Source organism: Erythrobacter rubeus (assembly GCF_014705715.1).
GTDB classification, from domain to species: domain Bacteria; phylum Pseudomonadota; class Alphaproteobacteria; order Sphingomonadales; family Sphingomonadaceae; genus Erythrobacter; species Erythrobacter rubeus.
The window spans coordinates 1274879-1300758 of sequence record NZ_JACXLC010000001.1 but is presented as its reverse complement, the minus strand read 5'-3'; the positions used below and the strand labels follow the sequence as shown (position 1 = coordinate 1300758).

The 25880-nt window shown below is 57.2% G+C and carries 18 protein-coding genes and 2 pseudogenes; 12 read left to right on the top strand and 8 right to left on the bottom strand.

The window, feature by feature from the left end; translation table 11 throughout:
- From IB285_RS06365 to IB285_RS06355, 3 genes are read right to left on the bottom strand one after another with little or no spacing between them, the layout of a single operon-like run.
- Positions 1-1719 (bottom strand): sulfatase-like hydrolase/transferase, encoded by a 1719-nt coding sequence (locus IB285_RS06365; protein ID WP_190787388.1) that lies wholly within the window; start codon positions 1717-1719, stop codon positions 1-3.
- A complete protein-coding gene (locus tag IB285_RS06360; protein ID WP_190787387.1) occupies positions 1712-2323 on the bottom strand; it encodes a TetR/AcrR family transcriptional regulator in 612 nt (203 codons plus the stop codon). The genes IB285_RS06365 and IB285_RS06360 overlap by 8 nt, the downstream gene beginning before the upstream one ends.
- A gap of 2 nt (positions 2324-2325) precedes the next feature.
- Complete coding sequence (locus IB285_RS06355) at positions 2326-4977, bottom strand: TonB-dependent receptor (RefSeq protein ID WP_190787386.1); 2652 nt, start codon at positions 4975-4977, stop codon at positions 2326-2328.
- Between the two features lie 144 nt (positions 4978-5121).
- On the opposite strand from IB285_RS06355, the pseudogene IB285_RS14945 reads away from it, so the two are divergent.
- The 4 genes and pseudogenes from IB285_RS14945 (at position 5122) to IB285_RS06340 (ending at position 9774) form a co-directional block, all read left to right on the top strand.
- A pseudogene (locus IB285_RS14945) lies at positions 5122-6134 on the top strand (fumarylacetoacetate hydrolase family protein).
- A gap of 782 nt (positions 6135-6916) precedes the next feature.
- Positions 6917-7192 (top strand): annotated as a pseudogene (locus IB285_RS15175) (Arm DNA-binding domain-containing protein); the annotation flags it as partial.
- A 156-nt stretch (positions 7193-7348) separates the two neighbouring features.
- The gene (locus IB285_RS06345; protein WP_234033079.1) at positions 7349-8158 is read left to right on the top strand and encodes a tyrosine-type recombinase/integrase; all 810 of its coding nucleotides are present in this window, start codon (positions 7349-7351) and stop codon (positions 8156-8158) included.
- A gap of 641 nt (positions 8159-8799) precedes the next feature.
- Positions 8800-9774, top strand: coding sequence for a DUF2332 domain-containing protein (locus IB285_RS06340; RefSeq protein ID WP_190787384.1), 975 nt, complete (start codon positions 8800-8802; stop codon positions 9772-9774).
- A 271-nt stretch (positions 9775-10045) separates the two neighbouring features.
- Here IB285_RS06340 and IB285_RS06335 read toward each other — a convergent pair whose 3' ends face one another.
- Positions 10046-10477, bottom strand: a complete 432-nt coding sequence (locus IB285_RS06335; protein WP_456237370.1) for a GFA family protein — start codon at positions 10475-10477, stop codon at positions 10046-10048.
- 464 nt (positions 10478-10941) lie between these two features.
- Here IB285_RS06335 and IB285_RS06330 point away from each other — a divergent pair, with 464 nt between their 5' ends.
- The 3 genes from IB285_RS06330 (at position 10942) to IB285_RS06320 (ending at position 12567) form a co-directional block, all read left to right on the top strand.
- On the top strand, positions 10942-11247 hold the full coding sequence (locus IB285_RS06330; RefSeq protein ID WP_190787382.1) for a hypothetical protein: 306 nt from the start codon (positions 10942-10944) through the stop codon (positions 11245-11247).
- A 201-nt stretch (positions 11248-11448) separates the two neighbouring features.
- Complete coding sequence (locus IB285_RS06325; RefSeq protein ID WP_190787381.1) at positions 11449-11907, top strand: hypothetical protein; 459 nt, start codon at positions 11449-11451, stop codon at positions 11905-11907.
- A 255-nt stretch (positions 11908-12162) separates the two neighbouring features.
- Positions 12163-12567, top strand: coding sequence for a BLUF domain-containing protein (locus tag IB285_RS06320; RefSeq protein ID WP_199803339.1), 405 nt, complete (start codon positions 12163-12165; stop codon positions 12565-12567).
- A 143-nt stretch (positions 12568-12710) separates the two neighbouring features.
- Here IB285_RS06320 and IB285_RS06315 read toward each other — a convergent pair whose 3' ends face one another.
- The 4 genes from IB285_RS06315 to IB285_RS06300 form a co-directional block, all read right to left on the bottom strand.
- The gene (locus tag IB285_RS06315; RefSeq protein ID WP_190787379.1) at positions 12711-13214 is read right to left on the bottom strand and encodes an SET domain-containing protein-lysine N-methyltransferase; all 504 of its coding nucleotides are present in this window, start codon (positions 13212-13214) and stop codon (positions 12711-12713) included.
- 559 nt (positions 13215-13773) lie between these two features.
- Positions 13774-14838: a hypothetical protein gene (locus IB285_RS06310; protein ID WP_190787378.1), complete on the bottom strand. Its 1065-nt coding sequence runs from the start codon at positions 14836-14838 to the stop codon at positions 13774-13776.
- 43 nt (positions 14839-14881) lie between these two features.
- The gene (locus tag IB285_RS06305; RefSeq protein ID WP_190787377.1) at positions 14882-15631 is read right to left on the bottom strand and encodes a helix-turn-helix transcriptional regulator; all 750 of its coding nucleotides are present in this window, start codon (positions 15629-15631) and stop codon (positions 14882-14884) included.
- Positions 15632-15776: 145 nt separating this feature from the next.
- Complete coding sequence (locus IB285_RS06300) at positions 15777-16070, bottom strand: hypothetical protein (RefSeq protein ID WP_190787376.1); 294 nt, start codon at positions 16068-16070, stop codon at positions 15777-15779.
- A gap of 202 nt (positions 16071-16272) precedes the next feature.
- Between IB285_RS06300 and IB285_RS06295 the strand changes: the two genes are divergently transcribed.
- The 5 genes from IB285_RS06295 (at position 16273) to IB285_RS06275 (ending at position 25878) form a co-directional block, all read left to right on the top strand.
- On the top strand, positions 16273-16695 hold the full coding sequence (locus IB285_RS06295) for a phosphate-starvation-inducible protein PsiE (protein WP_190787375.1): 423 nt from the start codon (positions 16273-16275) through the stop codon (positions 16693-16695).
- 688 nt (positions 16696-17383) lie between these two features.
- Positions 17384-20434, top strand: a complete 3051-nt coding sequence (locus tag IB285_RS06290) for a TonB-dependent receptor (RefSeq protein WP_190787374.1) — start codon at positions 17384-17386, stop codon at positions 20432-20434.
- 144 nt (positions 20435-20578) lie between these two features.
- Entirely contained in the window at positions 20579-21319 is a 741-nt protein-coding gene (locus IB285_RS06285) for a FadR/GntR family transcriptional regulator (RefSeq protein ID WP_190787373.1), read from the top strand.
- 105 nt (positions 21320-21424) lie between these two features.
- Complete coding sequence (locus tag IB285_RS06280; protein WP_190787372.1) at positions 21425-23686, top strand: polysaccharide lyase 6 family protein; 2262 nt, start codon at positions 21425-21427, stop codon at positions 23684-23686.
- Entirely contained in the window at positions 23683-25878 is a 2196-nt protein-coding gene (locus tag IB285_RS06275; RefSeq protein ID WP_190787371.1) for an alginate lyase family protein, read from the top strand. The genes IB285_RS06280 and IB285_RS06275 overlap by 4 nt, the downstream gene beginning before the upstream one ends.
- Positions 25879-25880: the final 2 nt, after the last annotated feature.

Sequence of the window (25880 nt, the reverse complement as noted above, 5' to 3'; positions counted from 1 at the left end):
TCATGCCCTCGCAAAACCGGGAAGGAAGGAGCCGTCATCGACGCCGATTTCGCGATCGATCAGGCGGTTGAGTTTCTGGTTCATGTTCGCAACGAGCGGGGCCGAAGCAGGGTCGGCGGCGAGGTTCACGATCTCGCTCGGGTCCGCTTCGACATCGTACAGTTCGAGGTCGTTCATCGCTGTAAGCGTTGCCGCGTCATCGGGCCGGTGGTGCTGGTTCGGCGCAAAATAGCGCGCGAACTTGTAGCGCCCGTCGAACACGCCGCGCATCTGTCCACGCTTGTCCGCCGCATCCGCCATCTCGTTGCGTTGCATCTGCCAATAGGCGTAGGCCTGACCCAGCCCGGTGCGGCTCGCGACATCGCCAAAGGCATTGGCCGCCTTGTGATCGATGAACGCAAGGCTGGTCCAGTGGAGCAGCACACCGTCCTCATCCCGCGGACCGGGGCCCGCTTCGCCCATCGCGACCTTTGAGAGATCTTGGCCCGCAAGCTGCGCTTCGGTGATCACCGGCCCCGTATCGATACCGGCAAGGCCGAGGAGAGTGGGAACGAGATCGACGAGGCTGACAAGCGCATCGCTCGTTTCACCGCGTGGACCATCTGGCGCCGAAACCATAAGCGGTATCGCGCTTGCCTCGCGATAGGCCGTGACGCCTTTTCCGCGAAGACCGTGCGCACCCAAGAATTCGCCATGGTCGGAAGTGAAAACGACGATCGTGTCATCGAGCGCGCCCATGTCTTCGAGCCCGTCGATCAGCAGGGCGAGGCTGCGATCGCAGTCGCGGATCGCGTTCCAGTAATAGTTCTGGAAGTCACGCGCGACGCGTTCGTCGTCATAGGCCATCTCGCCGAAGATCGTCTCGTAGGCGCGGACATATTCGGCGACGGCGGGCGGCTTCCCGGCGCGCGTTGCTGGGCCCCAAGGCCCGATTACGTCGTAGCCCAGATCCTCATCGTAGAGCGGATCGCGCGGCGGCCGCATGATAGGTTGCAAATCGACCTTGCGCGAAGCGGTCATCGCATCGCCAGACGAATAATACATGATGTCGTGCGGGTTCACGAGGTTGACCGCCATGAAGAGCGGCTTGCCATCCTCACCGCGCCGTGCGGCCTGAGCCAGCGCCTGCTCGACCGTCTTGCTGTCGTAGCGGTAGCCCGCAAAAGGACCGTCGACTTCCTTCTCGGTCAGCGCGATGTCGAACCCTGCCTGCGAGACGATTTCCGCGACGCGTTCCGGCGCATAAGGTTCGCCGCGCTGGCCGAGGCGGCTGAGGTGCCATTTGCCACAATAGGCCGTCTGGTAGCCCGCGTCCTGGAACAGCGTCCCCATCGTCGGGATCGCCTCCTTCATATCGGTCGCATAAGGTATGGGCACGTTCTCCCAGACCGACGAATTCTGCGGGTGGCGGCCTGTATAGATCGTACCGCGCGCGGTTGAGCACAGCTGGCTGGGTGACTGCGCACGGGTGAAGTTCATCGACCGCGCCGCCAGCCTCGCGCGGGCTGGGCAGTGCGTTTCGATAAAGCCGGGCGGCATCTGATCCCAGCTGCGTTCCTGATCGGAGGTTACGAGGATGATGTTGGGCTGACGGCCTGTCGTGGCGAGCGTCATGCGTTGCCGCTCGGGTGCGACGCGCATCCGGTCGACGGCCACGTAGCCCGCGCCGGCAACACCTGCGGCGCCGAGGCCTGCGAGAACAGTCCTGCGGCTAACCATCGGGTCGCTCCGGCTCCGTAAGCCCGTTGGTCAGTCGCAGACGCACGGCGACGAGTGCGTCGACCAGCTCTTCCTCCGGCATGGCGAGGTCGCTTTCTACCCAATGATTGAGCATCTCGGACATCAAGCCGATCTCGCACCGCGCAAGGAATTCGGGATTGATCCCCGGCCTGTAGAAGCCAACTGCCATGCCTTCGCGAAAGGCATCGGCCCGCTGTTCGACAAAAAGTTCGTGGAGGTCGCGATCGGCCAGCTTGCGAGCGCCTTCGTCATTAATGGCAATGGAAATGAGCGCGCGGTTTTCGGCCGTGAACCGCACGATGGTCTTAACATCGTTGCGATGGAGCTCGGCCGCCGATCCTTCGAGCGTATTGGCCTCTCGTAGCTTTGCGGCAAGCGAGGAGTAGGCCTCCTTCAGGAACTCGTCGACCAGTTCACCCTTGTTCTTGTAAAAATTATAGAAGGTTCCGTTCGCGACCTGCGCATGGCGGCAGATCTTCGCAACAGACACTCCTTGCACGCCCTCCTTGGCGAACAACTCAAGACTCGCGTCACGGATGCTGCGTTTAAACTCGTTCGCAGAAAGGTCGGCAGTGCGTATCATGGTCAGAAACCCGTCGAGAAGGCTACGTAGACGAGCCTCCCGCGCGGGTCGGCCACAAGCGGATCATAGCCGCCGCGGTCATTGACGAAAGGTGGGTCTTCGTTGGTCACGTTGATCGCGCCGATGCGCAATTCGGTGTCGCGCTGCGAGAACAGCGAGCCGAGATTAAATGCGTATTGCAGATCGAGCGTGGTCTGGCTGTCGATCCGCGCGTCGGCGTTGAGATCATCTCGATAGGAATCGGTGTGGCGGACGATGGCGGTGAGCCGGTGATCGTCCAGCTCCCAAGAGAGGCGGAAATTGCCGCGAAGCTCGGGCGTCGGGCGAGTGAAACTCGTCACATTGCGACTGCCGAGCCGGTCAACGAGCGGGGCGCCCGGTGTTTCCGACACATCGAAGCTGGTAATCCACGTGAAGGCCAGATCTGCGCTAAGCCCTCCAGCGCCTCCGAGATCGAAATCGTAGCCAACAGCAACGTCGAGGCCATCGGTCTCGATGCCGCCGGCGTTTACGAAATCCACCGCGATTTCGGCGATCTGCCCGGTCACTGGATTGAGCGTGATGCCCTCGGCTACCGGCACAAAAACGCCTGGGGCGACTTCAACGCACTGCGCGTTTGCTGCGACCGCCTCGACAGATTGCCGCGTAATCACGTCCTCGTAGTCGTAATTCCAGTAATCGACGCTGGCGCGAAAGCCGCGGGGTTGGCGGTAGGCCAAGCCGGCGGAGAAAGTCGAAGCGCTTTCGGGCTCAAGGTCGCCATTGCCGCGTGTCAGGAACGAGGTGGCTAGGCGTTGCCCGGTGCACGGATTGACAATCGGACCGACCTGGCTGGTCTGGCCGCCAGTCTGCAATGGCGTCGGCGCGCGGAAGGAAGTTCCGTACGAAGCACGCGCGACGAGATCGTCGGTCACATCCGCCGTTACTGCGACTTTCGGGTCGAGCGTATCTCCGATCCCGTCCGAATAGCTTTCATAGCGCAGCGCCGCCTGTACATCGATGCGCTCGCCAATGGGGATCGCCAGCTCGCCATAGATCGCAGTCGCCTCGATCGCCTCGCCTTCAAAATCGGCCTGCGGGAAAAGGAAAACGAGCTGACCGGGGCTTTCGATAAGGTCGGGCACGTCGAAACTCGCCTGGTTCCGGCGATACTGCACACCCACCGCATATCCCAGCGGCTCCGACCCCAGTTCGGCGAGCACTCCGGTGGAGGACAGTTCGACGACATCGACACTGCTCTCGAATGAAAACGGAACTTCGGTCGTAACCGCGTCGATGATAGCGGCATCGTTTGCCTGTGCTGGATTGGTCAGCGCGGTAGCGAACACGTTGAAATCGTTACGGACAGTGTTGGTTCCGGGAATGAAGAATTCGGAGGCCAGCAGATCGTTCGCGACCAGCTCGAAATCGTTCTCCGCCCGGACATAGGATGCGTCGATCCTGATCCTGCTGTCGAATTCATACCCCGCACCCACCGCAACGCGGAATGTCTCGCTTTCGGATCGGTCGGTAGCAGTAGCCTCCGACAGGTCGAGCGGGCGACCGATGAAGACTGCAGGGGCGCCGAATGGGTTGAACGCATTGGCAGGCGAGACGATGATCGCACCCGATGCACCCGCGCCAGGAAGCGCGGCAGGACGGCCGGAAACGCTCGCTTCGCTGTCAGAATAGAGTAACTCGACGAAGCCCTCGAAGCCGCTCGGGCTTTCGTGCCGGATATCGCCGTAGACGGAAATCCGCTCTTCATTCGGGACAAGTGCAAATTGATCGCGCGCCGAAACCTGACAGAATTGTCCGCCAGGTGTCGCCACGGGGTTTCCGCCTGCGCTCGTGCAACCCGGATCGGCGAAGGGCACTCCCACCGGCGTGCCAGCAAAGGCGGGGTTGCCCGGAGGTGCGAGCAGCAGGAAGGCGCCCGGCTTGGTCGTGGCGATTTCGTTTTCGGTGCCTTGGTCGGTGAAATCGCGATCGGTAAAGCGCAAGTCCGAACGGTCGAAATAGGTCGCGGCGAAGGTGAAATGCGTGTCGCCTGCACCAAAACCGCCAAGGAGATTGACGACAATGTCTTCCTGGCTTGCTTCGGTCGTTGTCTGGAACTGCGCGTCGATTTCCAACCCTTCGAAATTGCGATGAGTGATGAAGTTCACGACTCCGGCAACAGCGTCCGACCCGTAGATCGCCGATGCACCGGTTTTGACGACTTCGGTCCGTTGAATCAGGCCGAGTGGCAGCTGGTTGATATCGACGAACTGGCTTCCGTCATTTGCAAAGGTAGCCGACAGGACATTGCGCCGACCGTTGAGAAGCACCAACGTCGCCCCAAGCCCCAGCCCGCGCAAATTGACTTGCGCGGTTCCAAGAGTGTTGTTCTGGGTGAATGCAGAGCGGTTCGCTTCGGAACCGATATTCGACGGAATCTCGCGGACCAGATCGGTCACAGTCGCGAAGCCAGCCTGTTCGATCTGCTCTTCCGTGAAGACGTCGACCGGCGTGACGGCTTGGAAGCGATCGTCTCGAATGGATGTACCGGTGACGACGATGGTGGTGTCTGCGGCATCCGTCTCCGCGCTGTTCTCTTGCGTTTGAGCAAGTGCGGCATTCGACATCATGAACGCCCCAAGCCCGATCGACGATAGCCAGATCGATTTCGTCATCACTCTCTCCCTCCCCAAGCAAGCCGGTAAGATCCAGCCTTGTCATGAGATACCTCTCACGCTTATGAGAGATATCTCATGACGAATTGTCAAGAGGGTCTATGCGGGACACGATTTAGGCGCACAGCTAGATGAGATAAGTCAATGAAAGTCGTTACATTTCAGAATAATAATGAAGATTCGCGCATGGGGTTTCTGGTCGAAGGCAGGCTTCTTGACCCAAGTCAGGAAAGCTCAGACAGCGTCTTTTTAAGCACGCAAGCTTTCATAGAAGCAGGTGCGGAATGCTGGGCCGAAGGGCGCGCAATCATCGCAAGGGCAAGCGCGCGAACGGTCGATCTTTCGCCAGACATCCGTCTGCTCGCGCCCATTCCCGTGCCTGTCCAGATGCGCGACTTCATGTGCTTTGAAGGGCATGTAAGGCAGTCAATGGAGGGCATCGTGCGCCTGCAGGCCATGAGTGCGGGCGAGGATCCCGAAGCAGCTCTTGAAATCGCCCAGCGCGAAGGTCGCTGCGATCCTCCTCAAGCCTGGTATGATCAACCCCTTTATTACAAGGCGAACAGGCACGCAGTGTCCGGTCCGGGGGACACCATAGAATGGCCAGCCTATTCGTCGATCATGGATTACGAATGCGAGCTTGCCTGCATCATTGGCAATGGCGGAAAGGACATCGATGCCGCGGAAGCACGCTCGCACATTTTCGGCTTCACAATCTGGAACGACTTTTCAGCACGCGATGCACAATTTGACGAATTGCCGGGATTTCTGGGGCCAGCGAAGGGCAAGACTTCGACGGGGCGAACGCAATGGGGCCCTGTATCGTCACGCTCGACGAGATCGGCGATTTTTACGACCTCCAGATGCAAGTCTCGATCAATGGGAAAGTGGTTTCAACGGGCAACTCGGGCATGATCCACCACTCCTTCGAGACAATGATTGAGCGGGTTAGTGCCAGCGAGGCAATTCGCGCGGGAGAGGTACTCGGCTCCGGAACAGTGACTGGTGGCTGTGGTCTCGAGCGAATGGTGTTTCTCGAAGACGGAGACGAGGTGGCACTTAGGGTGTCAGGAATTGGAGTACTAGAGAACACTGTAATTCAGACGGGTCGTGACGGTCCGGCCAATGGGATGACTGCGGATCAGCGAGCTTGCTAGCCGGAGTGGATGAGCTAGCCCCAGCATTCATGGTCATGCAATTTGCTACTCGCTGACTGAAATATTCGTGTGTTTGGGCATCGCTACAGCCCGTATTTTCGCGCTCGCGCGGAGCGATCGCGTCGATACGCGTCCAAGTCGTGTCGTCGCCACTGGGTGCGCCGATTGAATTGAACAAACGTTCGAGCCGTGGGCCCCTGCAGAAGTGTGAAAGGCGGACGACCCGAGCCGGGTGCTAGCAATCTGCAGCTGTATGCGCCATCAACTGGGGTCACCTAATTAGGCGAGTGAAGGGCGACCGTCCCAGAAAATAGTCGCAACGAATTGGGTCGGACCCCGCGCATACTCATCTTTCCAGGCTGCCGAGCGGGAGCAGATTTCATTCCAGCGGTCGCAGCGATTGCCTCCAATGGGTTGATGGCGCTTTGGGTCGTCTTTGCCTTTGACTCCGCAAGCGCCGCCGCATTGTTATTCTGCCTATAGCCTCGGCTTTCAAAAGCAGAGGCAAGATACAACGTGCCGACTCAGAAAACGCACTGCATCCCAGAATGAAAGCCGTTACAAACAAATGAAGGAAAATGGTGGACGCACTAGGGTTCGAACCTAGGACCCGCTGATTAAGAGCGGCGTTTTGTACTCTTTTCGTTTCTTAGAAATGTTACGCCAAACTACGCTCAAAGACTTGAAACGGTTGGAGTTTTTCCGCCGTGGATTAGTCTAACCTACGCCACGACTTTCCGACAACCGATTACGTGGCGATTACGTGGGAAGAGCGTCTCACCATGCCAAACCAGTCGATAACTATTCGCACTGTTCGTTCCATCATGCCTGATCCAGAGCGCGACATTTACGTGTGGGATCCTCGTCTCAAGGGCTTCGGTTTGAGGACCACGCCGACCGGCGCGCAATCGTTCGTTTTCCAATATCGAGTTAACGGAGGTCCCGCACGGCGCAAGACCATTGGTCCAGTCGGGAGTCCTTGGACACCCGTAATGGCGAGAAAAGAAGCTGAGCGGCTTCTGATTCAGGTCTATCAGGGAATCGATCCCGTCGAAGCCCGGCGCGAGGAGAAGCGTAAGAGGGAGACCCTCAACGTTCGCGCGTATTGCGAGAAGTTCACCGACCTCTATCTTAAACAGAACTGGCGAGGCACGTGGAAGGCAGCAGACTGCACTTTAAGGAATGTTGTCATTCCCCGTTGGGGGACCAGGCCCATGCATGAGCTTACGCGAGCCGACATCGTCAAAGTCATGGATGATTATTCCGACCGCCCCGCTCGGCGAAAGGAAATTCATTCTGTCCTGCGCAAACTGTTTAACTGGGCAACCGATCGACAGGATATCGAGGTTTCGCCTCTGGCCGGGATGAAAGCGCCAAAGGCCGTTCCGGCGCGCCGACGTGTCCTCAACGATGAAGAGCTCGTCGCATTGTGGAAAGCAAGCGAGCAGACAGGTTGGCCGTGGGGGCCCTTTGTCCGCATGCTGATCTTGACGATGCAACGCCGACGGGAAGTGGCGGAGATGGACTGGTGCGAGGTTGACCTTGCCGCGCGCAACTGGACTCTACCAGCAGCGCGGGCCAAGAATGACGAAGAACACATAATCCCTCTATCTAACCTCGCTGTCGCCGAACTCGAACGCATCGGGCCAAGAGACAGCGGGCTGGTTTTTACCACGACAGGCACGACGCCGGTATCAGGCTTCTTCAAGGGCAGGGTGGCACTGAACGAGACCATGCTCGCCTACATGGCGAAGAGAAAAGCCGAGGCGGGCGACGATCCCAACTCAGTGGAAATTCCGAACTGGCGACTTCACGATCTCCGGAGAACCGGCGCGACCAACCTTCAATCGCTCGGGGTCCCGGTCGAAGTGACCGAGTCGGTCCTCAATCATATCAGCGGCACAAGGGCAGGGGTCGCGGGCATCTACAACCGCTACAAATACGATGCCGAGAAGCGCACAGCACTCGATGCCTGGGATGCGAAACTCGTTGAGCTTTGCGCACCTAAAAGCTCAGGGAATTGAGTCGACCTTTCGCGCTATTCAATTGTCCGCGCATAGCTTTCGCTTCACTGAATCGCAGGCTTTGGTATTCTGCGATCCAGCGCTGAACCGATGCGACCTGGCTGAGCTAAAGAGAATAAACCGCTGGCGTGCATGGCTTGGCCATGCCGCCTGCCTTCCGGCGAGGATGGGAGGGGGAGGGAAAACCGCAAATCGATGCCCTGGCGCGGGCCAGCGGGCGGCAGCCCGCCACCCGGGGGTGTCTATTTGCGGTTTCGGGAACGAGAGGGCGAAGCCCTTGGCGTTCCCGCGCAAGGATCGCGGCAGCGATCCACACAAAGGGAGGTACCCTTGCGGGTGTCCAGTGACAAGATGGGCTAGAATACGTGTGGATTAGCTAAGCGAGGCCATACCATTGTGAGCATATCGCCAGATGTGCGCGAAAGAGCGCGTACACCCGAACTTTCGGCTCAACTTCCAATTGCTTCGGATCGTCGCCCGAATGGGCTGGAACTATAGGCACAGTCTGCGCGCGGATAGAGCAGGTCGTCCGCTATCCTTTTTCTAGATCGATAAAACGGACTGTCGGCTAACGACCTCATCTCAGACGTCACATCTCGATTGCAAAACTCCCGGAAGCTGTCATTCGAAAGCAGATGAGAATGAATGATCAGCAAATGCGCGAAATCGCCCGATGGTATGAGTGGTTTTCTGTCCACGAAGCCAAAGGCCACTCGTCATTGTGGGCTGATATCACAGCGCAGGTGGCCCTGGACAGTGAGATCCTTGAATTCCTTTCAGATCTTCCACAACCCAAACGCCAACCAAATCTATTCCTTGCGAGCTATCGTTCGCTCTTTGGAACTCCCGCCGATTGGTCGACTTTCCGCGCGCAACTATTGGCTGAGCCAACCAAAGTTGCCGATAGGATGCGCGAGCGTTCCACCCAAACGAACGAACCTGGAAGATGCGCTGTTCTGCTCCCAGTTTTGGCGCGCCTTCGCCAACCTCTCGCGTTGATTGAAGTTGGTGCTTCAGCAGGACTGTGTCTCCTACCGGACTTTTACGCCTACGACTACGGACAAGGCGAACTCTTACCGCACGGTCAAAAAGCGCCACCACTCTTTAAGTGCGCTGCATCTGCTAACACGCCTATCCCAGAGAAGATGCCAAATATTGTCTGGCGTGCCGGACTTGATCTGAACCCACTCGACGTTTGCAATGCTGAAGAAATGGCATGGCTCGAAACATTGGTTTGGCCCGGCCAGGAAGAGAGGCTAGCGCGTTTGCGAAAGTCCTCAGCCATTGCGCAGCAACAACTTCCACGAGTTGTTCAAGGCAATCTTTCCGATGACCTTGAGACCCTTCTCAACGACGTGCCTATAGGTCTTACTACTGTAGTATTCCACTCTGCGGTTTTGAACTATCTAGGTACGCAGAAAAAACGTGATGACTTTGAAAGGTTGGTGACGGCGACAGCGGACCATTGGATCTCAAACGAGTCCCCCAAGGTTTTGCCCCAACTCGCCGCTAAGGCACCAGCGCAGTCAAAGGACGGTTTCCTTCTATCTCTTGATGGTAGGCCAGTCGCATGGACTGATCCACATGGTGCTTGGCTCGATTGGATCGAAGGTTAGGGAAGAGCACCGCACAGAACTAAGCGATTTTGTTTAGGGCATCTAACCAGTTGGCTTAACCGCAAACCCGACATTCCGCTTCCCACCCCACAGCAGTCAATCAGCTTTCGACCCCAATGTCAGATGGTTGGAAGCGATTATTCTCTTCCCAGAACCGGAAATAGTTTTAGCTGCGTATGTACGTACGAGATTGGGGGCAGCGGGCAAACTAGAAGCGGGGTGGCGCGCCTGCCTTACTTGCCAAACGAGGTTTCAGCATCCTCGACTTGATCTACCTCGGTCCTTTGCTTGTCGTCTCACTCCATCGCCTTATGAGCGGCTCATATTCGTCCGCTCGTAAATTCGGCAGATGCGATGCCTCCTCCCAAGCTGGGTGTTTGCTCTCAACTCCGAAGTTTTCGGTCGGGAAGAAGCCGGAAGGATCATCAAAAGAACCAACGGTCAGGTCCATGTAGTTGGAACGGTCGTAGGCAAATCCTAAAGGCGTCCCACAAGTTGAGCAGAACGGCCGCTTTGCGATTGGAGATGACACATACCAGTCAGGTTGCGTCTCCCAAGTTATTGTCGACTTTTTGAGGCTCTTAAACGCAATAGAAACGCCTCCGGTGGCCCGCTGACACATCCGACAATGACAAAGATAAGCTTCCATGTGCGATACCTCTGCCCGATATCGAACACGTCCGCATTGGCATCCTCCAGTCATCATCGGCATGTGAGCAACCTAGTCGTATCCAGAAAGGTCCACAACCGGGTCGATAGCCACGATTGGGGCAGCACGAACATGACGTCTGCTATCACAACACTGAGTCACAGAAGCCACCGTTCCGCTTTCCAAACCGAACTAAGTCGAATTCACAAGGCTCGAATTTTTGGGCCGTAAGCCGACTGTCTGCTTCTGGCTTAGAATAGGGCAAAGCAGCCATTCGGCTTTTGGAGCATGCCGAACTTTGATTGGTGGGCCACTTTCCTTCATCTTTCGGACTACGGAGCCATCCTGCCTTCGATCAAGACGTTTGAGAGCATCTGCGTCCGAGGCTATTTGACATTCAACTCGCCTTAGGCACGGTCCCCGTCAGTTCGTGGCCAAAATAAGGCCACGCCCATTTTGCGCTATCGACTCTGCGACCGCGATGCATCTTACCTAGAGGCCCAACAATGGAGCCTCTAATGAAACGCCATCACCTACCAATCATCGCTCTTGCACCAGGCTTGGTTGCGCTGTCTGCCTGCGAACAGCCCCCTGAAGATCCCGCAGGCGGAGAGTTTGAGAGCACTGAGCCGGTAGTGGAAGAGCAGTTTGAAGTCGAGAACATTCCCGATCCGAACGCAGCAGACCCAGCTTTGCCTTCAGAGACAGAGCCGCCAACAGCCGAACCAGAAGTGTCCGAGATATCGCCCGAGGCTGCTGAAGAAGAAATGGTCGAGGACAGCGCTCAAGAGACTGCCGAGATCGAGAGCGAGGCACCTGAATAGGGTCAAATAGCAAACAGGACAATCGAGATTGGCGCGCCTTTTGATTGCCATCCGATCTTGCTCACCGCCTGCCAGTCTCGCCCTATCTCACTGCATTGTAAGCCACCCGCTGAGCGCCACGTCTCAGCGAGCCAGTTAACCGCAGTTCATCTGCATCGCTAAGAATGACGCCAGCAGGGGTGGCAACTAAGGACTTTGAACATGAATATCAAATTGATGATTTCGACCGGCGTGAGCGGCGGCTTGCTGATAGCCATGCCGTTGGCAGCTCAAGACTACACCCCAAACAATGAAACGCCGCCCAGCGGAGAAATACCGCCAGCAACGATCGATACTGACGGCGATGGTGTAATGGATGCATGGGATCAGCGCGGAGATGGTCAGGCCGACACCTGGGATACCGACGGTGATGGCACCCCCGATGCTGTCGACGCTGACGGTGACGGACAGCCCGACGATCCAAACGCCGAGCCTGATGCGGGCGAGAACGGTCCAGCAGCAGAGGCCTCCAATCCGCCTACAATCGACAGCAATGGCGATGGTACCATGGATGCCTGGGACACGAATGGCGATGGCCAAGCCGACACTTGGGATATCGACGGCGACGGCCAGCCCGATTCATACGATACCGATGGTGACGGTGCGCCAGATCCTACCTGAATCAAACCACCTAACGCCTTGGTCATTGAAAGATGGCCAAGGCGTACATTCTAAGCATACTTGGCAATTGCTCTTTGGTGGCCGATAGAAGACGGCCCGCTGTTGGCGACTAATATGTCAAAAGTCGACGTTCTAGTGGTGCCCCTGAGTGCGGAGGTTTAGTCAGGCCGAAGATTTGTCGCCTTATCACCATGGCTAGTAACGGCGGAGCGAATGCCGTAGGCTATTGGCCAATACCTGAGGGAGACTATGCCGGTGAAGCAGCTGATTTACCACTCGCAGCCCTTTGGGTTTGATCACGCAATGCTTGCCGGCATTCTTGTCCAAGCCCGGCATAACAATCGGCGCAACGACATCACCGGCGCGCTGATTTGTCGCCGCGATGTTTATCTCCAGTTGATCGAGGGGCCCGCGCGAGCAATAGATGCGCTATACTCGCAAATTCTTCGAGATGACCGCCATTGCAACATCCGCATGGTGCACTCCGAGACAATCAATGAGCGGATTTTCCCGGAGTGGGAGATGCTTGATGACGAGCTACCCACACTGATCTGGTCAGAAGCAGAAATCGAAGATGGCGCTGTCGAAAAGGCTGAACCTCGGGAGCTGCACACGGTTTTCGAACGGATCGCGTATAAGGCGCGGGGGACAACTTCGTAGCGTACGGGATAAGCGCCGTCTCATGCTGCCCGTTCGAGGTCGTCAACGGCCTAGTTGGTCTACCGAATTGATTTTTCGGAAACATCATAGAGCTTGAGATTTAGGCGATTGCGTCTAGCGCGTGTGAGCGGCTGTTTCACACTCTACTGCAAGGCATTCGAAATTGGCCCCGAGCGAGTAGCAGAGGCCTCCTCGCGGTCCAACTCGATCAAATACGGTGCGATGAACCCAGCGTAGTCGTCTTTCCGCTGCTGCGGCAGGTCTTTCCAGCCTGTGATCACCTTGCGGCAATTTTTGTTCCCGCACTCACATACCACCGGGAAATGCTCAATATTGTAATTTCGCATGGCGTAATCATACGTTGCTTCGTCGCCGATCGCGATGGCATGCATCGCAACAATATCGTGTCCGCCTGTGTCGTTGATGATAATGCCGCAGTTCGGATCACAGGAATGATTGAACTTGGAGCCTAATCCCGTGTGGAACCCGAACGTGTTCTTGCCAAGCTGTGAGGCATGAGAATGGTTCTTTGTCGAACCGCGATCAAGAACGCCTACGTACAAGGTGTCGCCACGTCTGAACGATTTAAGAGCAAAAATCCCCTCCCCACGACCGGGTGTCGCCCGATGTTCGATAATGGCGTTCATGTCAGTTTCCTTTCGAAAGATGAATGCGCGCACAGCGCCACATCGTTCTTGGTGTTCGCGACAAAACATCTGACAATGCGCTGTGCGCGCGGCGCCAGATGGCGCGACATCTCGAAGCCATGAGCCGGGACGGGTGCTCACCGGCGACATTTCATACGGGTCCGGCGCCAGTCGGTTTAGCCTAATGATTATTTAATAGACTGCGATTCTCTACCGGCTTTCGTTCGCGGTGCGCGAGCCCAATTGTCTCGAAGTCGATGAGGTGCATCGGATTGGAAGTCGATCCCGATCAATTTGATGTAGTGCCTCTCATTGCAATTTACAAACTATTGGCCAAAGCCGGAACCAGGCGTCAAGAGCAGAAAGATCCTTGCTGCAAACAAGTTCTCATTTCGGCTTCCCACACCAACTCGACCACCGGTGGGCGATGGGATCGGGCTGGAACCGGAATATCTTCTGCTTGGTGCTGCGATCAAAGAAGCGGACATACGACTTCGACCAAGTGTGGACGCGAACCAGTAACTCACTTACGCTGAACAGGGACACTGAGCGCAAGCAGTCATTCAACAGGTGGCTGTTCGGCAAGCAGTGCCTCCTGACGCGCCATCGAGTCTTCTAGCAGCAGTCTTTTCGCTACGATTTGCACGTCCTCCACGGACGCCTGGGCCAAGCTCGCACTAGCAGCCAATTTCAGCTCACGCTTCATCGCGGCGATGACCCGCCGATTGGCAAAACTATGCGCATCGGACGGGTCGTCGCTCTGGTTGGCTTCGAAACGCCTTATTAAACGGTCACGGCTCTCGTCCGCTGTACTGAGTTCCACGAGCTTGGCTCGGTATTCAAGCTCCCACCCCATCAAGTCTGGAAACGTGCTATAGTCGCGGAAATGCTGGCTTTCATGCGCCAGAAAGCTGACTTGGAAGCGTTCGTCTTCCAAGCTTTTCCAGCGAGGTACGACAACATAAAGAGCGTCCGGTTTCGCCCAGCCGCCGGTGCCAGTGCGATTGCAAGTGAAGTAGCTGCTCCAGCCACCGCTGACGAAGTCATCGAGATAGACTACACGCGTTGTGACCTGCCCCTCTGGCAGTTCGACGGTGTGGGTCCGTTCCGCTTGGGAGCGCCAAATCATCAGCTCACGCAGCTTGCCCGTTTTTCCTTGGAGAGAGTGAAACCCTTCGGCAGCCAAGTGCGCTGCGATAGCTTCTTCAAGCATTGCGATATCATCCGGAGGCGTCTGCTTGAGTGTGCGAGAAACACTTTCAATCAGGCGCTCCTGTGCGTCATCTATGGGCATCGCGTGATTTAGGCTGTTCTTCCAGTATGCACGATAGTCGGCAAGAAGTGAGCGAACGAGTGGACTTGCTACTTCAGGTGGGAATGACGATGGATTGCGCGATTTGAGTTTGTCGAGCGCACATGTTGCGAAAGCCTGATCATCTGCGGATAGATCCTCTAGCTCTAGGCCGGAGAGAATTCGAATTGCCTCGCCGCCATCGGCGCGAAGGATGGCCCCTCGCGCGCTCGACAAAGCGCGCTCTGCCTCCATACTTGTTTCGTCATGTGGTGCTGTTTGGAGACCAAGCAGCAGTGTTGCGGGCACAGCCCAGTCGAACGAATAGATCACGATACAGCACTCACCTTTGATCTGCCGAGATGAGGTGATCTAGCTATGCTGCAGAAAGACGATCTTGAACGGTTTTGATTTTCCGCCATTTGCCCGGCGTGCGTCCGGTAAGCGCGGTAACGGCGCGAGACATATGAGCCTGATCCGAAAAGCCGGTCAGATAGGCTATGTCTGCCAGGCTCTCGTGACCGTTCAAGATGATACGCAACGCAGAGCGTGTTTGCGCCTCGCGCCGATAACGAGCTGGTGTCGTACCATACACCCTGCGAAACCCGCGGCTTACCGTTTCGAGCCTTAGGCCGGCTTTCTCGGCCCAGCCCCCCAAATGGACCGGTGCATTGAGCAGGTCATGGGCCAGTAAATCCGGCCAGTCTGTGATAAGTGGCTGATTGATCTCGCTAGGAATGAGATGGCGCGCAATCGCTTCGCCGTCGCTGGCCGCCGCCTTCAAAAGTTCGTCGGGTCTGTTGATCTTGAAAACAGCCGGAAGTGCGAGATACTGCGGAATGTCGATGTTTATAATGGCGCATTCGGACGAAATTAGATTGCGATGCGCTTCAAATGCGGAGTGGTACACGACGTCACCCTCTTGAGCTTGCCAGCGGCCGGTATCACCAATCTCCTCATATGTTCCCGACAAAACGAAAGCTGCATAACCGATCTCATGCCGATGTCTTGGTTGCGCGCCGCGCTCCAGATATTGGTGTCGCATGAAGAGAGGCATATCATCGGATTGGAGGGCTGTCTGTATCGTGAAACGGACTCGCCCAGCGGCCTGACCTTTCCATCTCATTCTCGATCCTTGAGCATTCGCTGAAGTTTTGGGCCGGAAGGAGATTGTCTGGTTTCGGTCGACAATCGCCAGGAGCGGTCATTCGGATTCATGCCAGGCCGAGCGTTACGGAGCCGCAGTTACGAAGGCTGCATGCAATGTGCCACTAGATTTCGATTAAAGCTCCGCCGAGTGCCAGGCTGGCTCCAATCCCGATACCCATCCGCTTGATCGTCTTGGCATTGCATCGTGGTTTGATATGCCGGGCGTGGATTTCGGCTTCCCGATTACCCATCACTCGGAGCATCTCCCGCATTTGATGATGCTCAACGTCGTCGACAAGCTGGGTTATATCGTCAGCCAATAGCTCGGCATCTTCGATCAGCATCGTAGCAAGATAATAATCGCCATGGTCAAGAGCTATGGAAGCGCGCTGCTGAAGCGACGTGGTGTGCTCCATCAGCTCATCGAAATGACTCTTCGCCGGAAGTCCTTCTGTCCCTCTCATGCGCGTGTCATAACAGATGAAGACGATCAGGCCTATGATGGTTTTCTTTCGCAGTTATGGTGCATGACTTATCTAGGCTCACGACGTGCGTTGGCAGCGCTCCAAAAGCAGAGCCTATTCGCGCTGGAGCTCTGGACCATGCTATCATGCAACGATGAACCAGCCCACGCCAAACACCACATCGACCGATACCCCGAAGGTCAATAGCTCTGACGAGAACGGCTACGCGTCAAAGCTCTTCAAACTGGTTGAGAGGTTTCTGCTTATCATCACGATGATCATGACGCTGGCAGCGGTTGGCGTCGAAGTCTCGACGGTAATCGAGCGTGGGACAATTGAACTCGCAGACCTGCTCCTAATGTTTCTCTACACAGAAGTGGTGGGGATGATTGCGGTGTTTTACACCGGCAAGGGGCTCTTCTTCGTCTTCCCGATCTTTATCGCAATTACAGCGATCGCTCGCCTGATCGTGTTGCAAGGAAAGGACATGGCCCCAGAGAATGTCCTCTATGAAGCTGCAGCAATCTTGCTTCTTACGATCGCCGCCGTGGTCATGGGACGTTTTCGTTCCGAATGAGCAACGCTTCGAGACCGCTCAGGGCGCACTGGTAGGTCACGTGATCGAGAAGCGATCTTTCTGGTGCCACGCGCATCGACAGCCCGATTGACCGGTGTTGCACGGCTACGTCACGTTACCGCGTTTGGGCCGATTGCGGTCAGTCCGCTACCGGGGGTCTTGAAGCGGAAAGCTGCCATCCGGCTTCCGGACTTCATTGCGGACGTCCGGTAATGTCCAAAAAGTTGTCGTGGGGCGCGACTGTGTATCCTTGGCACACTCTTCCTCAGATGCTGACGCCGATTCATCTGTCTCTTAATTCAAAGCACGGGTGACTCTAAAGCTGATCGATGGAATGGCCCGTTGGGGCATTACGGGGCTTCTCAATCTTGCGCAGCGCTGCCCCTGAGCAGCTAAATGTTGTCCAGCCCCATCGCTCAACCATGGACCAAAAGGAATTTGCATCCGCTGTTCTACACCCAACCGCTGCGCGAGAAGGATCGTCAGCCGGTACCGTGTCTACATCTGAACTTTTGCAGCTCCGGCTCTTCCCACCTGCCGAACACACGATGGGCCCCAAACTGGCATCGACGGGTTTGCAAATTGGTATGACAAAGTTTTCAACATAGGTCTGTAGCTTGGGTTGACAATAATTTATGCCAATCTATCGTCTGGCCCAATAACTAAAGAATCACATGGGAGAGGGATAATGGGGATTCGGCTCGCGCCGTCGTGCGTTTCTGCACGCAAGCAGCGGTTTATCGCTGGCATACTGGCTGGCTCGGCAATTGGATTGGTGCCGGGGGCTGCTTTGGCTCAGGACAATGACGCGGATGCGTCCATTGTCGATGACGATCAAGATAACGTGATTATGGTCACAGGCATTCGTGGCTCGCTACAAAGCGCACTGAACGAGAAGCGCAATGCCGATAGCCTGATCGAGGTCATTCAGGCTGAGGATATCGGCAAGCTTCCAGACCAGAACCTCGCTGAGGTACTTGAGAACGTCACCGGGGTTCAGATCACCCGAACGGCCGGTATTGGTACCGGAGTCCAAATTCGCGGCACAAACGACAACCTGGTGCTCATCAACGGCGTTAAGACCGTTGCCACCGGAACGGGCCGCGGCGGACTTAATTTCGAAGATGTCAATTCGGCGATCATCGGTGCGGTCGAGGTAATTAAGGCTCCGACAGCGGCAAACATCGAAGGTTCGGTTGGTGGAACCGTAAATCTTCGCACAATCCGACCGCTCGAACTTACCGACCGGCTCTTCTCGTTTCGCGCCCAAGGTGAATACAGCGAGCTATCAGACAGTGTGAAGCCTCGCCTCTCCGCTAACTTCGGCAATGTATGGGAGGCAGGTGACGGGGAAATCGGCTTCGTTATCAGCGGGAGCTATACCGAGCAGGAGGGCACCTCTTTCCGGCCGCGTGTAGACCGCGACAACCTGATCGGCGCTGGCCAAGCCGTAACCGCAGCAGGTGCTCCGGGCCCCGACTTTCCATTTCTGAACATCCAGTTCCTCAACCAGGAACTGGAAAACTTCGAATTCGAAACAATCAACATAGCGGGTACGCTCGAGTGGGCACCAAGCGACAACCTGAAGTTCTTTGCAGACGTGATCTACAAGGATCAGGAGCGTCGCCAGGACAGTTCGCGTGTTCAAGGCTCCGGCGTCAGCGCTGTCGATACCGTCAATGTGCCGGATGGCTTTGAGACGATCACTTTCGGATCCCTGGACGGCCTTGATCTTGGCAGCATTGAGGCTGCTCTGTTTGGCACCATCCAGCCGAATCTTGCTCAGGACGACGATGACCCGAACCTTCGTTTCTCCAGTGATACAGGCGCACGTGTTACCGAGACCGAGCTGTATCGGTTGGGCACAGAATTTACGACCGGTCGTCTGACGACGCAAATTGAGGTCTCGCGCTCCACTTCGGACACCGCCAACCCGAATTTGAGCACCACGCTCAACTTCATTAATCCAAACCCGCTGACGCCGCTGGATGGTACCAGTAACGATAACAGCGTTCCGTTCATTTACGATCTGCGTGGTGGTGCGCTGACTTTCGGCCTCGATTTCGACTCGCCGTTTGCGCCTACGGTCGAGCAGCTGCTTGATCCCAGCAATACGGTGCTTGACGCTGTTACTAACAGCAACAACATGACCGAAAACGAGGAGGATGCCTTCCGCATTGATACCACGCTCGATCTTGATGGTGTGCTGGGCTTCATCACTTCGGTCGACGCAGGCTATCGTTACAACGATACTTCCACGGAATTTACTCAGCTCCGATCCACCTTCGGCACTGGCGCGATAGCAAACAGCCCCAGCGGCTCAGTGCTGGCGGGTTTGATTGTTCCCGGACCGGACAATTTCGATGAGGCTGATGGGCGGGCCCTGGCATTCCGTAACTTTGTGGTGATCGATCCCGACCAGGCATTTTCCGATCGGGATAACGTGATCGCTGCCCTTCAAGCTGCGCTGGATGCGACGCCAGGCGGGCAGGCTGCGATTGCCGATGGCGGGCGTCTCCTGGCCGATATCGATCCCAATGCAGCAGGAAACCTCGGAGCCTCTTTCCGGATCGAAGAAGAGACGCATGCGCTTTATGCGCAGGCCAATTTCGAGGCTGGCCCAGTTCGCGGGAATATCGGTTTCCGCTGGGTGGACACTAGTGTCGACTCGTTCGGCAACGAAATCGCTAACGGCGTTGCCTCGCCGGTTGCCGCTAGCGGCAGCTACAGTGAGTTTATGCCGCGTATCAATGTGGTCGCGGAGCTGGCCGACGATCTGTTTCTTCGTACTAGTTTCACCGAAGACATCAACCGTCCCGATTTCGACGATTTGTCGCTATCAGTGTCGTTCCCAACGGGGCCGAACAATGCCGTAGAACTCGGTAATCCAAACCTCGCACCAGAGACGGTCCAATCCTACGATGCCTCGCTTGAGTGGTACTTCGCGCCGTCGTCACTGATCAGCATCGGTTTCTTCCACAAGGACCGCACCAACCTGTTCGTGACGCAGGTCGAGGATGCGTTCGAAGATCCGGTAACCGGCTTCCGCGACATTACTCCTCCTTGCGAAGGTGGTGGTATCTTCAACCCCGTGCCTGACCGTAATGTTCTCGCGTCCGACGCGGATCAGGGCAACGGTCTTTGTGTGCCACTTGAAACGATCGTCAACGATTCTGCCAACACCACGCAAACCGGCATTGAGTTTTCTTTCCAGTACGACCTCTCTCAATTCGAGGATGCGCTGGGATTTGCCTCGGGCTTCGGCATCATTGCTAACTATACGTGGCAGGACTTCGGTGGAGGCGAGGCAACCCAGACCGCATCGGGTCGTGGCCAGCAGATTTTCGAGGCCATTAATCCAAATGTTCCCGATCCGGTCGAAGCCGTTCAGGGACTGCTCGATTTCTCGGAGAATGCCTACAACGTCACTCTCTACTACGAGAAATACGGCCTCTCGGCTCGTGCCCGTTACACCTGGCGCGACGCGTTCCGCACACTCGATACGGCGGGCGGCGCGTCGCTCAACTCAACACTCGGCTTCCCGGTCGTCACCGACTCTCGGGGTCAGTTGAACGCGAGCGTCGTTTACGATGTAACGGACTATCTGAGCGTCGGTGTAGAAGGTGTGAACCTTACCAAGTCGGACATCAGCCAATTCTGCGTCAACGATGGTGCTTTGCTGTGTTTCCAGGGGCTTCCTGATCGTCGGCTCACGTTCGGCGCGACGCTGCGTTTCTAAAGAGGGCAGCTCACCGGCGATCTGCCAGCCGTCGCCATTGGGGGCATCGGCGGCGGCTGGCAGGATCGCGGATTGAAGAGTTCAATTGTCTAGGAAAATTGGTATAGGACCGATCATCACCCCCAATCTGGAGCGCGATCCAAGATGAACAGTAAGCGACTTTTTCAATCGGTGGCCGAGCAGATCGCTCAACTGATCGACGAAGGCGCTTACCCTCCCGGGACAAGATTGCCGGGGGAGCGCGAGCTTGCTGAAAAGCTAGGTGTCAGCCGGGTTACAATCCGCGAAGCTGAAATCGCCTTGCAAGCCGTTGGCCGTCTGGAAATCAAGACGGGCTCCGGTGTGTATGTAAGCGAAAACAAGCCATTGGTGGGCGACGCGCTCCCAAGCGCAAGCGCTTTCGAAGTTACCGAGGCGCGCCTGCTTGTAGAGTCTGAATCCGCGGCACTCGCGGCTCACCACATCTCGGATGAAGCGATCGCTCGGCTCGAAATTCTCGTCGAACGCATGCGAACCGGCACGCCTGAAGAGGCTGATGAGGCCGACGAGCAATTTCACCTCACGATTGCTGAGTCGTCGAACAACGCGGCGATGGTGCATACGATCCAGTCGCTTTGGCGCATGCGGGAAGAGATACCCGAAGTGAAAGCGACATATCAGGCAGTATGCATCCATGATGCGGAGTCCCGTACGGAAGAGCACCGCGCAGTGTTCGATGCCCTCAAGGCGCGTGACCCCGCAGGTGCACGTGCGGCCATGCGGGAGCATTTCCATCGGCTGCTTGAAAACATGCTTGAGGCGACAGAGCGAAAGGCGCTGGAAGAAGTGCAGCAACAGGCTTCGCAAAGTCGTGAACGCTTCCTGGCTGCCGCCAAAATCGGCTAGGCCGATTGGCATTACACATTATGAACATGTGATATGCCAGATTGATTGACAATAAATCGACTCGCGATATAGTCTCTCCATAAGAACACGGAGAGGACTGAGGGGATGGTAGCGAGGCTTTGCCTTGTTTCAGCAGCATTTTGCGCGTTTTCGAGCCCCGCTCTCGCCGAGCGCATCCTTGTCAGCACTCAAGCGGAATATACGGCGGCGGCGGCTGATATCGAAGCTGGCGACACGATCGTGCTGGCTTCAGGCGAATGGGACGACTTCGAACTCGTCATTACCGGTGGAGGCAGTGCCGATGCACCGATAACTATCATTGCAGAAAGGCCCGGCGATGTCATTCTTACCGGGCAATCGAGTCTGCGCATTGGCGGCGAGCATATCGTGGTGTCAGGCCTAGTTTTCCGCGACGGGTTCAGTCCTAGAGGAGAGGTGATCTCCTTTCGGGTTTCGGCGAAAGACCAGGCGAGCAACAGCCGGGTCACGCAAGTCGTTGTCGACGGCTTCAGCAAGCCCGACCGATATGAGAGCGATTACTGGGTCGGCATCTACGGCAGCAACAACCGCTTCGATCACAATCATCTCACCGGCAAGACCAACAAGGGCGTGACGCTCGCTGTACGGCTCGACAGCGAGGAAAGCCGCGAGAACAACCACCGGATTGAATACAATTATTTCGGCCCACGCTCTGTGCTTGGATCGAATGGCGGCGAGACGTTGCGGATCGGCACGAGCCGCTACTCGATGTTCAATTCGAACACGCTGGTCGCTCACAACGTCTTTGATCGCACTGGCGGCGAGGTGGAAATCATTTCGTCCAAGTCCGGCGGTAACGTCTTTCGCGGCAATGTCTTCCTGCGCTCCCGCGGAACGCTGACTTTGCGTCATGGCGATAACAACGTCGTTGAGGGCAACGTTTTCCTCGGCGGAGGGACCGATTACACGGGCGGCATTCGCGTCATCAATCGCGGGCAAACGGTTCGAGGCAATTATCTTGAGGGCCTGCGCGGCGAAGCGTTCTCCAGCGCGCTCGCGATCATGAACGGTGTGCCGAATTCGCCAGTGAACCGCTATGTCGAAGTGGCCAATGCGCGCATCGAGAACAACACAATTGTCGATAGTCGCAGAGTGGCTTTCAATGTCGGCGCGGATGAAGAGCGCTCGGCGGCTCCCAGCGGCAGCATTTTTGCTCGCAACCTCATGAGCGGACTCGAGGGGGAGGCGTTTCTCGAAGTCTATGACGATGTTTCGGGCATTGCCTTTAGCGGTAATCGTGTCGCGCAGGGCGGCGTCGCTGACGAACTTGCATCGCTGACGCAGGCCCCGGTCGCGATGGAGCGCGGCGAGAATGGACTGCTTTACCCCACAGCTCCGGAACTCGCCGATGTTGGCGCTCCGCGCGACCTTCGCGTGGTGTCACTCGATGAGGTCGGCGTCGATTGGTATGCCAAGCCGGGCGAGCGCACCGACTTCAGCTCTTCAGGCCGCGTTTTCGAGGTCGCCCCGGGGCAAGGCACTCTCGCGGAAGCGGCGATGGCTGCGAAGGACGGTGACGTTCTGGCTCTAGCCGCTGGTGATTTTATCGTAGACCGCTCGATCCCGCTTGAAGCAACCGTGTCGATCAGGGGTGCTGGATCGGATGCCACCACGATCCTGTTCACCCGCCCCTCGCTATTCGAGCTGCGCGAAGGCGGCGAGCTGATGCTGCAAGGCCTCGCAATCGATGGCGAGCTTGCCCCGGATTCGGTTGGCAATTCGGTGATCCGGACGACCATCTTTCCGATCCAGTCCAACATGCGGATCGCGATGGATGGCGTGGCCGTGCGCAATCTTGCGGTCAATAAGTCGTTCAACGTCCTAACCTTGGGCAAGAACACGCTGGCCGATCGCATCTCAATCCGTCGCAGCAGCTTTGCCGACATCACCGGAACGATCGTCTCCGCCGCCGCGGAGACCGAGGATTATGGCCAATACAACGTCGAATATCTCGATATCACTGAAAGCGCGTTCGCCCGCGTCGGCGGGCCGCTGGCTGACATTTATCGCGGCGGACGGGATGAAAGCACGTTTGGACCGAATGTGAGGATCGCGCGCAACGCGCTCGATGATGTCGGTCTTGCCGCGACCAACGGAACGGGCGGGTCAATCCATCTTCATGGCGTGCAGATCGCTGCGGTCGAGGACAACGCTGTGCGCGCCTCGGCACCGTTCCGCGTCGTCCACACAGTCGGCACGCCCAAGACGGCGATCACCGACAACGCGTTTGCCGCGACCGGCGATTTGATCCTCGAAGAGCTGATCTTCGATGGCGAGCACCGCGCCTCACTCTCTGGGAATGTCTTCGGTGATGGAGACACCCAATGAGCCGCGCAGCTCTTCTCGCAGCAACGATCATCGCTGGCAGCCTGCCACAGGCGGCTCTTGCGGTTGCTTCCCAAGACAACACCTCGCTTGATGCGACTGAGCCAGCCTCGTCCCACTCTCCACTGTTTGCGGCAGAACTGGAGCGGGCGCGCGAATTCGTTGACGGAATGATCACCGAGGGTGTGGTCGTGCCCGTCCCGAAAGATCCGGGCGGCGGCTACACCCACGAACAGCACAAACGCAACTTCCGTGCGATCTACCAAGGCGGGCAGCTTTACCGGATCACCGGCGAAGAGCGCTACCGCGACTACGTGCGCAATATGCTGCTCGAATATGCCGAGCTTTATCCAACGCTGGACGATCATCCGGCGCAGGCCAATCAGAACGTGGGCCGCCTTTTCTGGCAGGTGCTCAACGATGCGATGTGGCTCGTCCATGCCGTGCAGGGATATGGCGATATTCGCGATACTTTGAACGCCGAAGACCGCCAGCGGATCGACGACAACGTCTTTCGACCTGCGGTTCATTTCCTTTCGGTTGAATCCGAGCGGACGTTTAACCGCATTCACAACCATGCCACCTGGGCGACGGCCGGGGTCGGCATGACCGGCTATCTGCTGGGCGATCAGGACATGGTCGATCGCGCATTGCTCGGTTCGGACAAGAGTGGTGAAACCGGCTTCATCCGCCAGACCGAGCTGTTGTTCTCACCAGACGGCTATTATACCGAGGGGCCGTATTATCAGCGGTTTGCCTTGCTCCCGTTCCTGGTCTTCGCCGATGCGATCGAGCGGAACGAGCCCGAACGGCGCATCTTCGAACATCGCGACGGCATCCTGCTGAAGGCGCTGCGGACGACCGTGCAGCTTAGCTATCGCGGATATTTCTTCCCGTTCAACGATGCGATCCGCGACAAGAGCCTGCGCACAGCCGAGCTCTATGAGGGCGTTGCCATCGCCTACGGTCAGACGCGCGATCCTGCGCTTCTGTCGGTTGCCGATTTTCAGGGGCGCACCGTTCTCAGACCGAATGGCGCGTTGGTGTCGCGCGACCTTGCTGCGGGCATGGCAGAGCCGTTCCCGTTTCGCACGCTGCTGCTGAGCGACGGGCCGGACGGCGATGAGGGCGCTGTCGCTATACTGCGGCAGGGACCAACCAATGCCGAAGGCGAGCCTGCGACGGCGCTCATCGCGAAGAACAGCTCGCAGGGTATGGGGCACGGCCATTTCGACAAGCTTGCCTGGCAGCTTTACGACAATGGTAACGAGATTGTGCGCGATTACGGCGCAGCGCGATTCCTCAATATCGAAGCCAAGCGCGGCGGGCGTTACCTGCCGGAAAACACGACATGGGCTAAAAGCTCGGTCGCGCACAATACGCTTGTGGTCGATCAAACGAGCCACTTTGGCGGGGATGCCAAGCTCGCCGACACACTCTGGCCAACGCAGCTGTATTTCTCTGACGCGCCCGGCCTCCAGGTAACGAGCAGCGTTATGGACAGCGCCTATCCGGGCGTCACCATGCGGCGCACTTGGCTGATGCCGACAATCGCCGGACTGGAAGCTCCGCTGGTGATCGACCTCGTCCACGCGCAGAGCGACGAGCCGCACCAATACGATCTGCCCTTGCACTATTCCGGGCACATCATGGAGTTCGATTTCGAGCCGATTTCGAACACAGCCGAGCGCCCCGTATTGGGAAGCGACAACGGCTATCAGCATATCTGGGTCGACGCCGAAGCGGGCCTCCAGGATGGCAGAGGTGCGCTGACCTGGATCCTCGACGGGCGCTTTTACACCTACCGGTTCGCCGGGAATGGACCGCTGACCGCCATCCTCGGTGAGAGCGGTGCGAACGATCCTGAATTCAACCTGCGGCGCGAACCGCTGATCATGCTGCGCGCCCAACGCGAGGGCGAGGCAAGCTTTGCGAGCCTGCTCGAAGCCCATGGTAGCTATGACGGCGCGGCCGAACAGACGCTCGACAGCCGCAGCCTCGTTTCTGACCTCAATCATCAGCGCATCGATGGAATGGACCTCGTTCGCCTGACCCTGAAATCAGGGCAGCGCTTTGCGATCGCCGTGTCGCACAATCCTGATCCAGCAACGGCGCATAGCGTCACGCTCGATGGCGAGAGCCTAGAATGGGATGGGTTCGCAGCGGTGATTGCGCTTCCTGGAGAGGATAACTGACA

What these genes read in the sequence shown, in the direction of transcription:
- IB285_RS06330 (WP_190787382.1), top strand. Translation starts at nt 10,942, where the DNA reads ATGAAACGCCATCACCTACCAATCATCGCTCTTGCACCAGGCTTGGTT.
- IB285_RS06340 (WP_190787384.1), top strand. Translation starts at nt 8,800, where the DNA reads ATGAATGATCAGCAAATGCGCGAAATCGCCCGATGGTATGAGTGGTTT.
- IB285_RS06295 (WP_190787375.1), top strand. Translation starts at nt 16,273, where the DNA reads ATGAACCAGCCCACGCCAAACACCACATCGACCGATACCCCGAAGGTC.
- IB285_RS06290 (WP_190787374.1), top strand. Translation starts at nt 17,384, where the DNA reads ATGGGGATTCGGCTCGCGCCGTCGTGCGTTTCTGCACGCAAGCAGCGG.
- IB285_RS06315 (WP_190787379.1), bottom strand. Translation starts at nt 13,214, where the DNA reads ATGAACGCCATTATCGAACATCGGGCGACACCCGGTCGTGGGGAGGGG.
- IB285_RS06335 (WP_456237370.1), bottom strand. Translation starts at nt 10,477, where the DNA reads ATGACTGGAGGATGCCAATGCGGACGTGTTCGATATCGGGCAGAGGTA.
- IB285_RS06275 (WP_190787371.1), top strand. Translation starts at nt 23,683, where the DNA reads ATGAGCCGCGCAGCTCTTCTCGCAGCAACGATCATCGCTGGCAGCCTG.
- IB285_RS06285 (WP_190787373.1), top strand. Translation starts at nt 20,579, where the DNA reads ATGAACAGTAAGCGACTTTTTCAATCGGTGGCCGAGCAGATCGCTCAA.
- IB285_RS06300 (WP_190787376.1), bottom strand. Translation starts at nt 16,070, where the DNA reads ATGGAGCACACCACGTCGCTTCAGCAGCGCGCTTCCATAGCTCTTGAC.
- IB285_RS06365 (WP_190787388.1), bottom strand. Translation starts at nt 1,719, where the DNA reads ATGGTTAGCCGCAGGACTGTTCTCGCAGGCCTCGGCGCCGCAGGTGTT.
- IB285_RS06325 (WP_190787381.1), top strand. Translation starts at nt 11,449, where the DNA reads ATGAATATCAAATTGATGATTTCGACCGGCGTGAGCGGCGGCTTGCTG.
- IB285_RS06305 (WP_190787377.1), bottom strand. Translation starts at nt 15,631, where the DNA reads ATGAGATGGAAAGGTCAGGCCGCTGGGCGAGTCCGTTTCACGATACAG.
- IB285_RS06360 (WP_190787387.1), bottom strand. Translation starts at nt 2,323, where the DNA reads ATGATACGCACTGCCGACCTTTCTGCGAACGAGTTTAAACGCAGCATC.
- IB285_RS06355 (WP_190787386.1), bottom strand. Translation starts at nt 4,977, where the DNA reads ATGACGAAATCGATCTGGCTATCGTCGATCGGGCTTGGGGCGTTCATG.
- IB285_RS06345 (WP_234033079.1), top strand. Translation starts at nt 7,349, where the DNA reads ATGCATGAGCTTACGCGAGCCGACATCGTCAAAGTCATGGATGATTAT.
- IB285_RS06280 (WP_190787372.1), top strand. Translation starts at nt 21,425, where the DNA reads ATGGTAGCGAGGCTTTGCCTTGTTTCAGCAGCATTTTGCGCGTTTTCG.